We start from the raw sequence: 11,339 nt of genomic DNA, 5'->3' as shown, positions 1-11,339 counted from the left end.
GTGGGATAATGATTGGATAAATAGTAAAAAATTAAAGAATTTTAAGAATTTTGTTTTTTTTAATAAAGAAAAATTTAATAAACTTGAAGTATCAATACAATCTAAAGAAACCAGTATTTATGAATATCAAAAATAATAGTTTTTGCATTAAACAAAACATAACTTTAAGAAGTAATTTACTATGGTTTTATTTTTTGTCAAGAAAATATATCAATCCTTAACATTTAGCACTTTTTACTATTTTTTTCTAAGCGTATTACAACGAAGTTTTATAATTTAAAGCTGAATGTAGCAAGATAATATTATAAGCTATTAACTACTTAGCCATTTCTTGATTAAATTCTTTAAAATCTGTGAATAATAAATCTTTATAATAATTAGCAAATCCTTCTTTTAAAGTCCTATTGAATCTTTTATTATGAGTATTCATTCTAGGATTTCTTGTATAATAAGTAATATTAAGTTCTTTAATATTCGTAGTCTTTTTTCAGCCCTTATCTGTAAATATGCTAATTTTCTTTTTATAGATATTATTAGTCTTTAAAGATGACAATAAAATCATATACTAGTGTATCTTATCTTTTTAAAAGGTAAAGCTACACCATATAAGTAATTTTTATATCTAAATCTATCATAGTTAGTATATATATTCTTATTTTTTATTGATATATTCTATAAGTATCTATTGGCCAAATATTCATAAGAGTTGTTTAAGATTTTTTAGTTTAGATTTTGGATTTAAGGCATTTAAATTATATTGTTTTGTGATAAATTTCTTACCATCTAAAAGCATTATTATACCTATATAAAGTAACTTTTAAACCATAACTCTTATAAAAAGATATAATTTTAATTCTTTGTTTTACTGCTTTATGCTTCATTTTAAAAATATAACTATATTCTTAATTTGGCAAATCCTTTTATTTATATATCTAAATAAGTAATCTATTTGCATAAATATTTCTTAGTTAGCTTTATTAATCAATATTCCTTGATTAATAAATAAAAGATAGTGGTTTTTATTAACTAAGAAAGCACCAAATGTGTTTGAACTTGTGTATATGCACGCAAAATTCAATTATATCAGGCCAATCAAACTAAAAAAATAATGATTTGATGATCAAAAAACTTACTAAAGTATTTAGTATTAAAGAATCAAATAAAAATATTTACCCTTATATCAAATTTAAGAGATTTTTTCTCATATAAAATATAATAATTACAATTTAAACTAATAATCGCAAAGAATATAAAAATTTAGTTATTGTAAGCTTAAAACGATTCTTAAAACATATTCAGATCCTCTCATAAGAATATGATCAAACTTTTGTAATTACACTTTTCCATAAAATTTAAAATGCAAAAAAATCAAGCTAAAAAGTAAACAAAATAAAATACCTAAAGATCACATAGATAATGACAACTATGATTTTATTGCATCACTTAAAAGCATTATACAGATTTACATAAAATTTGACATACATTTATTTCTTTAAAATCCCAAGCTAAATAAACCAAGTAAAAAATTTAAAAATATTGATAACACAAGCACTTTTAAATACTCAAAAAGAGTTTGATATTTTAGTCTATAAACTCTATAATTTCACCGATGAATAAATAAAAATCATTGAAGGCAAATAATGGAATATAATAGATTTAATATAGGATTAGAAATAGAAAATAGTGGCATTTTTATAATAGGTTTAGATAATGATATATTAACTGTTTCTTTAGATTTGGCAAAATTTTTAGAAATTAACGCAAACAAGATAAAATCTTTAGGTGATAAGTTAGATGTTGGAGATATAGCTAAGCCATTAAATCCATATGACATTTTCAACACTTTAGAAAATCAAGGAAAAAATACTTATAACAATACCAAGATTATAGAGAAAATTGAAACTCCTGACTTCATAGAATACCACTTTCATTATGGGTTAATACTAAATGTTTTTGCGAATAAAGAAAATAAAGTCATTTTAGAACATATAAAAAAGAAAATACCAAAAAAGGCATTTATAAATCCTATCTACTTTTCGTATGACATTATAGGTGATAGTAATGCTATTCCACAAGATGAAATATCAGATCTTACAAAGAATTATGGCTATGAAAGAAAAAATTATAAAAGTATTTTTAAAAAAGAAGTTTATATTAATTACAGCTGTCTTGAAAGATTATATTTTGCTAATTGTGAATTTAAATCCAAAGTGTCTCTACATCATATTGATGGCAGCGATAATTTGGTTGCTTTCTTTAATGGTATAGATTTTGCTAATTGTATTTTTGAAGATGAAATAAATTTTAAACGATTTGCATCAGGATCACCATTACCTGATGATAAATATTATAATAATGAACAAAACACTTTATTTGAAAATTGTATTTTTAAAAAAAGAGTTGATTTTCACAATTCTAAATTTGTTAATAGTGTGTATTTTACTAATTCTCATTTTAAAGACTACGCAGATTTTCACGCATGTGAATTTGAAAAGACAGCTTGTTTTTATGGGGTAACTTTTGAAAAAACTCCAAATTTTTCTCAAGTAGTTTTCAAAGATAGTGTCAATTTAGTAAATATAAAAACTAATTTTAATTTTGAAATTTTAAATACTACTATAAATAATATAGACAAATCAAAAGATGAATCAGCAAATGATTTTAGAGATTCTTTTAGAACTTTTAAAAGTGCATTGATAAAAGAAAATAATCCTCTAGAGGCTTCAAATTTTCATAAATACGAGCTTTATTGTAAAGAGATAGAACTAAGGGAAAACTGGAACAAAAAAGGCAAAAAAGCACAAAATATGCTCGAACTACAAAGAAATACTTGGATATTTAGGGATTTTATAGATTCTTTACTTTTAGGATTTTATAGAAAATTATGCGAACATCATACTGATTTTTTGAGAGTTTTTAATAATCTTATATTATTAATTGCCCTATATGCTTTATTTGTTTCAGTTTTTGCATGGCGCCATGATGATAAATCACAAGACAAAAGAAAGACTTCGTCTTTATTTGATTTTTTGTATAGTTTTGAACATAATATTCATATTGTAGTTTTTGTTTGTTTTTTGTTGGGAAGTATCTTGATTTTATACAAATTAAAACTAAAACCTTTCACGCTATATAAATGTTTGTATATAAAGAAGTGGATACGAAAAACATTTGTAAATAAAAGAGCATTATTATTGATATTGCAAGATTTATGCAATCTAACACAAAACTTAATTTTTGCATTATTCTTTGTTTCTGCTTCTTTTTATTTAGGACAAGCACTAGGAGAATTTTTAGGTTTAGATAAGTATTTCGCATATTCATTACTAATAAATACATTATTTATTGGTTTATATATTTGTTTTGTTTATACCGAATCATTATTTTTTGGTAGATATATAATACTTATTTCATCTTATATAGTATTTTTTGTTCAGCTAATCCAAAACCCCAGTATAATACATCCTATAATAGATAAAATTGTAAATGATAATATTGGGAAAAATAATTATCAGGATATTATGGTATTAAATATTTGTTATACGGTATTAATGTTTTTAGTCCTTTTCTCTTTGCAAAAAACCGCAAGGAAAAATTCCATAATCCAAACTTAGTGTAAAATACATAAATTCAAAAAAGGATAAAAATGAAGCCAAAGCTTACAATTGATGAGCAGTTAAGACATCTTGAAAGCAAAGGAATAGTTTTTAATATATGCGAAAAATCAAAAGCTGAAGTTTTTTTGCAAAATAATAATTATTTTTTTAGAATTAAGTCCTATACAAAAAATTATGACAAAAATTCTTATAAAAAATATATAAACCTTGACTTTGCTTATTTGATAGAATTTTCTACTCTTGATTTATATCTTAGAAGATTAATTTTATCTTATAGTTTAGATATAGAACATAGCTTAAAACTCATTTTATTGCAACACTTCAATACTAATCAAAAAGAAAATGGCTATGAAATAGTAAAAAGTTTTTTAAAACAAAATCCTAATGTAAATGATCAAATTAGCAAGAAAAAAACAAGTGCTTCATTTATTCAAAATCTACTCAACAAATATAGTGATATTCCACTATGGACACTAATAGAAATTCTAAGTTTTGGAGATTTTTTGAGATTTTATAAGTTTTATTTTAAAGCTTATCCTGCTGAACATTTTTATGATACTTATCATCAAATGGCTTTTTGTGTGCGAATTTTACGCAATGCTTCCGCACACAATAATTGCATGCTAAACACCTTACGTATCCCATATAATGATAATTTTAAACCTAATAAGCAAGTGCAAAGTTATATCAAAAAGCTTAATTTACTTTCAGAAAAGACACGCAAACATATATTCAACTCTCCACTCTTACACGATTGCCTTGTAACGCTTGTTTTGTTTAATAGAATTTGTACTTCCCAAGCTATCAAAAATGCAAGAAAAAAAGACTTGCTTTCTTTTTTCAAACGATGCAAAAAGTATAAAAATTATTTTGAAAAAGAAAATTATTTTACCTCCCGCTTTCAAGCAATGACAAAAATTTGTTTAAAATTAATAGAGTATTAAGAAGTTTTATATATAATTTTTACGCGAATAAAAATTCATATATAGATGGATTTAGCGGGGAGAGAGGCTAAGTTTTTTCTCCCTTTTTTTATTTATAAATTATGAGGAGATGGTATGAAAAAAATTAGCTTAGAATTTACAGAAATTGATTATTCTAACATTCAAAGTATGCATTATACAGATACTTGTTCTGGTAACAGGAGTGATTGTTGTACGCGCACTTGTACTAGACGAGATAATCTTAGTGACTCAGATCTGAAAGAATGGGAAAATTATTTAGAGCTTGTATCTGGAGTAATTCAGTATTAAATTATGTTGAATCGATTTTATAGAATAAAAGATAGCGTTGAAATTTTTACACAAACAAGCAATAGTAAGGCTAATTTATTTTTAATTCAGTTTTATAAAATCAATACTAGAGAAAGCATTTATATAGAATCTACTCAAGATACGATAAAGTTATTATCGCTTTTAGATGGAAAAAATAAGCTTTTAAAACTTGCAACAACATATAACCTTGAACACCAAAGTCTTTTAAAGCTAGTAGATTTTTTGATAGACAAAGGTTTGATAATAGAAGTTGAAAAAGATTATATTGATAATAATATAAACGATAGATATATTAGACAAATAGCATATTTTGAAGATATTGTTGTAAATCAAAATGGAAAAAAAATACAAGAAAATTTGCAAGATAAAAATATTGTAATTTTCGGACTTGGAAGTGTTGGTTCTACTATAGCAATAATATTAGCTAGAATGGGTATTAAAAGTTTTGTTTTTATTGATTATAAAAAAGTTAATAGATCTCATTTTATTAAACATCTGTATTGCAATGAAAAAAATATATATCAATTTAAAAATGATGCTCTTAAAGAGTATCTTTTAAAGATAGATAATACCATTAATGTTAAAACATTTAACGAAAAAATCCTGCCAAATAGTGATTTGAGAAAATTTATACCAAACAATGCAAGTATGATAATCAATACAGCAGATGAGCCTTATATCGGACATATTTCTATAAAAATTGGCAGGTATGCTTGGAGCAAAAATGTTGCGATGTATGTTGCGGGTGGTTTTGATGCACACTCTATGAGTACAGGAGAATTTGTTATTCCAAAAATTACACCATGTATTGATTGTTATCATAATAATTTTAAATTGGCACTTAAAGATTATGAACCTACATATGTCATTAATACAAACAACAAAAATATACAAAAAAATTCAAAAAATATAGATGAAAGCGATAATATAATCTTAGGAGGACAAGGAAGTATAGCTGCTTGCTCTTTATTTAGTGCAAGTTATGCGTGTATGCAAATAATATATTATTTTTTAGGTATTGACCTTAAAATGTGCAGAAGAGGAGAATACAGGATCGATCAAGGTGATATTGTTTGGATAGATTTACAAAATAAGAAAGAAAAATGCAAGGTGTGTAATGTTTAAGAAAAAGTATAGAATTAGATCTAGCATAGCTTTGTCTTATCGTGATGGGATAATGGAATTTTTTAAGACAAATATAAGAGAAAACATTATGCTAAAAACTCCTCATAATCTCATTGATTTTATTAAGAAATTTGATGGTATTAAACCTTTAAAAGATATTTTACGAGATAGTATATTTGATGATATAAGTGCACAAAAATTAATTAGCTTTCTACACAATAAAAACATTCTCATAGAAGTAAATTGCGATTATGATAAAAATGTAATTTTAGAAAAATATCGTCTTATTAATTTTTTAGAAGAATATTGCTTTAATACTAAACAAGTTGTAAATACCTTAGCCATATTGTCGCAAAAACCTGTTCTTATAATAGGATTGGGTGCTGTTGGCACTTGGATTGTTGATATTTTAAGACGATGTGGTATTGAAAAATTTATCTTAGTAGATCATGATAAAGTAGAGTTAAGCAACATTCATAGACAAGATTTTTATTTTGAAAGTGATGTAGGTAGATTAAAATTAGATTGCATAGAAGAAAGGTTGTTAGAAATTGGAAATACTGAAATAGAAAAATTTTATACAATTTTTGATGAAAATTTTTTTCATCATTTTAATAAAGAATTTTGTTTGGCAATTAATTGCGCTGATTATCCAAATGTAGATACAACAACAAATATCTTGGGTAAAGAATGTATAAAACGCAATATTCCACACATTATAGGTGGTGGATATAATCTACATTTAAGCTTAATAGGGCAAAGCGTTATACCCTATGAGAGTGCTTGCCATGAGTGCTTTAATAAAGCTTTGCAAAAAATTAATACATACCACACAGAATTAAAAAAGCTTCATAGGGCAAACAGAAAGATTGGATCTTTTACTCCATTATGCACGATATCAGCCTCTCTTGCAGCTTTAGATGCTTTTAAAATATTATGTGGTTTTTATAATAAGCTAACCAACACATCAACAAGAATTGAATTTAAAATACGAGAAATGGATATAGAAAGAATGCTTATTCCTAGAGATCCAACTTGCCAGTGTTGTAAGGAAAAAATATGATACTAAAAGGGATTAAAACTCATAATTTAAAAAATCTTGATTTTAAAGCTTTAGCTCCAGAAATAATAGGAGTTTATGGTGTTAGTGGTGGTGGGAAATCTTCATTTGCATATCACACTTTATATGCACTTTGCAAAGATACATTTGAAGCATTAGAAAATGGATATATAGAAAATGGACAATACGTTGTCCAGTATTATGAAAAATTAATTCCTAGTATAGCAATCAAGCAGTTAAATTTAAATACAAATCCCCGCTCTAATATTTATTCATACGCAAATTTCTCTTCTCTTTTATCTACTCTTAACATACTAGATTATAATTTATTAAAATTAAATAAACCAACAAATGAATGCTATCATTGTCATGGACAAGGAAGCACCAATACTATAAACAAAGATTTAATTATTAATAATACTCAAAAAATATATGATATACCTTTTATCCCATGGAAATCAAAAGAATATGGTAATAATAGTATGGAAATTTTGTTATTAGAGTTTTGCGAACAACAAAAAATAGATATTAACAAAAGCTTCCAAGAATTGTCACCGCACATACAAAATATTTTGCTCTACACTAAAGAAGAATATAAATTTAAGATTAATTATAAACACAACAAAAAACCAAGAATTCGTCATATTGGCTATACAGGTATTATGGCTTATATTGAAAATCTTTTGCAATCAGATAAAAAATCAGAATATGCCAAAGTCAAAAAATACTGCACAAATATACTATGCCCCATTTGCAAAGGATCAAAAATCAACGCAGAGAAATATAAAAATATTTTTTTATGGGAAAAAAGTTTTCAAGATTTTTTAACCCAACCATTTTATACAATTAAGCAAGATTTTAAAAATAAGACTATGCAGTCTCAACGCATTTATGATATATTGCAATCTTATTGTGATTTGGGCATAGGATATCTTTCTTTAAATAGAAGCATCCCTTCACTTTCTGGAGGAGAGCTTCAAAAACTCAAACTCGCAAACCTTATACATACAAATATGTCAAATTTATTTATTGTAATTGATGAAATATCATCGGGATTGCATATAAGCGATTTTGATAAAGTTTTACAATTAATACAAAAATTAAAAGATAGAGGCAATATTATTATGCTAATTGAACACAATCAATATTTATTGGCAAAATGCGATAGATTAATTAACATAGGTCCTGTTGGCGGAAAAGATGGCGGATATATTATTGATTGTGTTTTTAAAAAGATACCATTTACATACACAAACAAGGTCTTGAAATCTGATAATTTTTTGTATATAAAAAATATCAATATTAATAATATAATAAATCAAAACATAAAAATACCAATATCTGCAATAACTGCATTTATTGGTAAATCTGGCTCAGGAAAGTCATCGCTAGCAAAATATTTAAGCAATACTCAAGAAAAATGTATCTATATTTCACAAAAAACTTTGCGTGGCAATATTAAATCAAGTGTTGCGACATATTTAGAACTCAGCAAAGAAATTAGCAAATATTTTGCAAAACACTTTCACAAAGAAGATAGTTATTTTACAAGCAATGGAGGAAGCGATATTGTTTGCTCTCAATGCAATGGCACTGGAATTATTAGATATGAAAGAGGCTTTGAGTCAAGCTTAGATATTGTATGCACTCAATGTGAAGGAAAAATGTTTAATGATAAAGCACAAAATTTTAAAATCGATGGTTTAAGTGTTGTAGATATTTATGATTGTGAATTAGCATTGTTAAACGAAAATACTATACCAAAACTTAGAAAACTTAGCGAATTTGCTTGTAAATTATCATTAGGACATTTATCACTTAACAGAAAAATCAATACTCTATCTGGTGGAGAGATAAAAAGAATTAAATTGCTAAAGGAAGTTTTGGCTAATTTGAAGGATAAGATATTGATTGTTGATGAACCAAGTGCTGGATTAGATCTAGATAATGCCAATAAAGTTTTAAAACTATTGCAACAAACACAAACACTTGCAACTATCATTGTAGAACATAATCCGCATATATTTTTGCAAGCAGATTATATTATAGAAATAGGTCCTTATTCAGGAGATTTAGGTGGAAAAGTTATATTTAATGATAGTGCTAAAAAATATTATGCCAACCATAATAATTTTTTATCGCAATATCTATGAAAAATATGTATTAAATACTTAGAGATAAAGATATGTTTAAAAGGATAGAGCGTCTTTCAAAAGTATATTTACAAGATCTCAATAAGTCATCGCAAAATGAAGACAAGCCATGTTGTATTGAAAATCATATTATTGATATTATAGAGCCTTGCTTTTGGAAAGAAAAAGAAAAGATAGAATTTTGTCATTGCGAATTTAAACAAGATATTATTTGTGAAGATATAGAGCTAGAATTAAATTTTAAATACTGCACATTTCATAAAAATTTTTAGTAAAAAATTCTATAAATCTTGAGAAAGAAGAATCTTCTACAAATTCTAAAGAAGAAAAATCTATATGTTTTAAAAAATCTATATGTTTTGATACCTGCTTGTTTAATGGTTTATTGGATCTTAGGCGGGTAAAATTTAAAAATATAATCACAATACAATCTTGTATTTTTAAAAGTGAGGTGATTTTCTTTAAAGCAAAACAAGAATGTATCAAACAAGTAAAACAAGAATATGTCAATAATTTTACTCATTGTGTATTTGAAAACAATGTTGATTTTACAGGCATGGAATTTAGTAATGCAGTGAATTTTACAGGAAGTCAATTTCAAGGTGATGCAAAGTTTACATCAATTAAATTCGGGGATAACTCAAAGAAAAACGAAAGCAAATACAATGTTAGTTTTCTTGATACCTCGTTTTTTAAAAATGTAAATTTTCAGCACGCACAATTTCATTTTTCGATTAATTTTAGAAATGCAAAATTTTATCAAGCCGTGTTCTTTGATGAAGCGCCGTTTTATGATGATGTTGATTTTACCTATACTAATTTTGAAAAAAGTTCTAGTTTTAGAAAAACTAAGTTTGAGAAAGAAGCTATTTTTCATGACACTTTATTTAATAAAAGTTATTTTATAGATACCATTTTTTCAAAAGAAAAAGAAATAGACTTCAAATCATGTATTTTTGAAGATATGTTTTATTTTGAAGCTAAAAATATAAAACCTATATTTTTTGATTGTAATTTTGGCAATCAAGCAAGCATAAAATTAGAATACCTAAAATACGACTATGAAGAATTAAAAGAAAAAATAAAAAACTTGGCAGAAGAACAAGTAAGCTATTGTAAACTTGCCAAAGAAATTAAAAAAGAAACAAATATACTTGACAAAAAAGAACTACGGGAAGAAATTAGTAAATATTTTAATTCTGAGTCTAGTAAAGTAGTTGAAACACTAGATAAATATTTCAAGCTAGATAAGCTAAAAGATTTTTTAGAAAATAATGAAAAAGAATACTATAGGCTACCTAAAGATAAACTAAAGCAAGTAAGTATAGCATTACGCAAAGAACTTGAGAAACTAATAGAACAAGATGATAAATCTAAAAAACCTAAGAGTTCAATAAAACAAGATAATGAGTTTAAGGAACATATTGCACAAAAATACAGGAGTTTATTCAGAAAGCTTAAGAGTAATAATTTAACATATCATAATTTAATTGATGCTTCCAAGCTCCATACCCAAGAGCTTTATGCAAGAGAGATAGAATTAGAAGAGAAAAAATCTAAAGTATTTTCTAAAGAATGGATAGATAAATGGCAACTTTTCTTTTATCGCAAACTTTGCGATCATCATACTGATTTGCTTTTAAATTTAAAATGGTTAATTTATGCTATAGCTTTGTATATATTGCTTTTAGGAAAAATTCCTATTTTGTATCCTATGTATCTTATATATCCTATAGTTTTAATAATATATATGTGTTATAAAGAAACAAGAAGTATATTACTTATCTTGTCTTTTATTATAATTTTTATAACTATTTGTAACAATCCAAAATTGATTTTTGGGGTGTCAAATTTGTTTTTAGATAATTTAAATTGGTGGCAAAATTTAATTACTGCTGTTTATATGATAGTTTTAGGTTTAGTCCTTTTCTCCCTCCAAAAAACCGCAAGGAAAAATTCTATAATCCCAACTTAGTGTAAAATACACAAATTCAAAAAAGGATAAAAATGAAGCAAAAGCTTACAATTGATGAGCAGTTAAGACATCTTGAAAGTAAAGGAATAGTTTTTAATATATGCGAAAAATCAAAAGCTGAAGTTTTTTTGCAAA

8 protein-coding genes are annotated in these 11,339 nt (G+C 25.5%); all 8 read left to right on the top strand.

The genetic code is table 11. The features are described from left to right. The first annotated feature begins 1,640 nt into the window (after positions 1-1,640). Complete coding sequence (locus QZ429_RS06640; RefSeq protein WP_291953069.1) at positions 1,641-3,614, top strand: pentapeptide repeat-containing protein; 1,974 nt, start codon at positions 1,641-1,643, stop codon at positions 3,612-3,614. A 32-nt stretch (positions 3,615-3,646) separates the two neighbouring features. Continuing rightward, positions 3,647-4,561 (top strand): Abi family protein, encoded by a 915-nt coding sequence (locus QZ429_RS06635; protein WP_291953068.1) that lies wholly within the window; start codon positions 3,647-3,649, stop codon positions 4,559-4,561. 114 nt (positions 4,562-4,675) lie between these two features. Continuing rightward, a complete protein-coding gene (locus QZ429_RS06630; RefSeq protein WP_291953066.1) occupies positions 4,676-4,870 on the top strand; it encodes a hypothetical protein in 195 nt (64 codons plus the stop codon). 3 nt (positions 4,871-4,873) lie between these two features. Further along, on the top strand, positions 4,874-6,016 hold the full coding sequence (locus QZ429_RS06625) for a ThiF family adenylyltransferase (RefSeq protein WP_291953064.1): 1,143 nt from the start codon (positions 4,874-4,876) through the stop codon (positions 6,014-6,016). Then, positions 6,009-7,079 (top strand): ThiF family adenylyltransferase, encoded by a 1,071-nt coding sequence (locus tag QZ429_RS06620; RefSeq protein ID WP_291953062.1) that lies wholly within the window; start codon positions 6,009-6,011, stop codon positions 7,077-7,079. Before QZ429_RS06625 ends, QZ429_RS06620 begins: the two co-directional genes overlap by 8 nt. Further along, positions 7,076-9,229: an ATP-binding cassette domain-containing protein gene (locus tag QZ429_RS06615; protein WP_291953061.1), complete on the top strand. Its 2,154-nt coding sequence runs from the start codon at positions 7,076-7,078 to the stop codon at positions 9,227-9,229. The genes QZ429_RS06620 and QZ429_RS06615 overlap by 4 nt, the downstream gene beginning before the upstream one ends. A 32-nt stretch (positions 9,230-9,261) precedes the next feature. Beyond that, a complete protein-coding gene (locus tag QZ429_RS06610) occupies positions 9,262-9,501 on the top strand; it encodes a hypothetical protein (RefSeq protein ID WP_291953060.1) in 240 nt (79 codons plus the stop codon). 179 nt (positions 9,502-9,680) lie between these two features. Next, on the top strand, positions 9,681-11,204 hold the full coding sequence (locus QZ429_RS06605) for a pentapeptide repeat-containing protein (protein ID WP_291953057.1): 1,524 nt from the start codon (positions 9,681-9,683) through the stop codon (positions 11,202-11,204). Positions 11,205-11,339 lie beyond the last annotated feature (135 nt).

Origin of the sequence: Campylobacter sp., assembly GCF_020024835.1 — a bacterium.
Lineage (GTDB): Bacteria > Campylobacterota > Campylobacteria > Campylobacterales > Campylobacteraceae > Campylobacter_D.
Note: the sequence above shows the minus strand (reverse complement) of the source record. Positions and strands in the feature narration are given on the sequence as shown.

Bases quoted from the DNA above. Each gene is read 5' to 3' on its own strand.
- QZ429_RS06640 (WP_291953069.1), top strand. From the start codon at position 1,641: ATGGAATATAATAGATTTAATATAGGATTAGAAATAGAAAATAGTGGC.
- QZ429_RS06635 (WP_291953068.1), top strand. From the start codon at position 3,647: ATGAAGCCAAAGCTTACAATTGATGAGCAGTTAAGACATCTTGAAAGC.
- QZ429_RS06630 (WP_291953066.1), top strand. From the start codon at position 4,676: ATGAAAAAAATTAGCTTAGAATTTACAGAAATTGATTATTCTAACATT.
- QZ429_RS06625 (WP_291953064.1), top strand. From the start codon at position 4,874: ATGTTGAATCGATTTTATAGAATAAAAGATAGCGTTGAAATTTTTACA.
- QZ429_RS06620 (WP_291953062.1), top strand. From the start codon at position 6,009: ATGTTTAAGAAAAAGTATAGAATTAGATCTAGCATAGCTTTGTCTTAT.
- QZ429_RS06615 (WP_291953061.1), top strand. From the start codon at position 7,076: ATGATACTAAAAGGGATTAAAACTCATAATTTAAAAAATCTTGATTTT.
- QZ429_RS06610 (WP_291953060.1), top strand. From the start codon at position 9,262: ATGTTTAAAAGGATAGAGCGTCTTTCAAAAGTATATTTACAAGATCTC.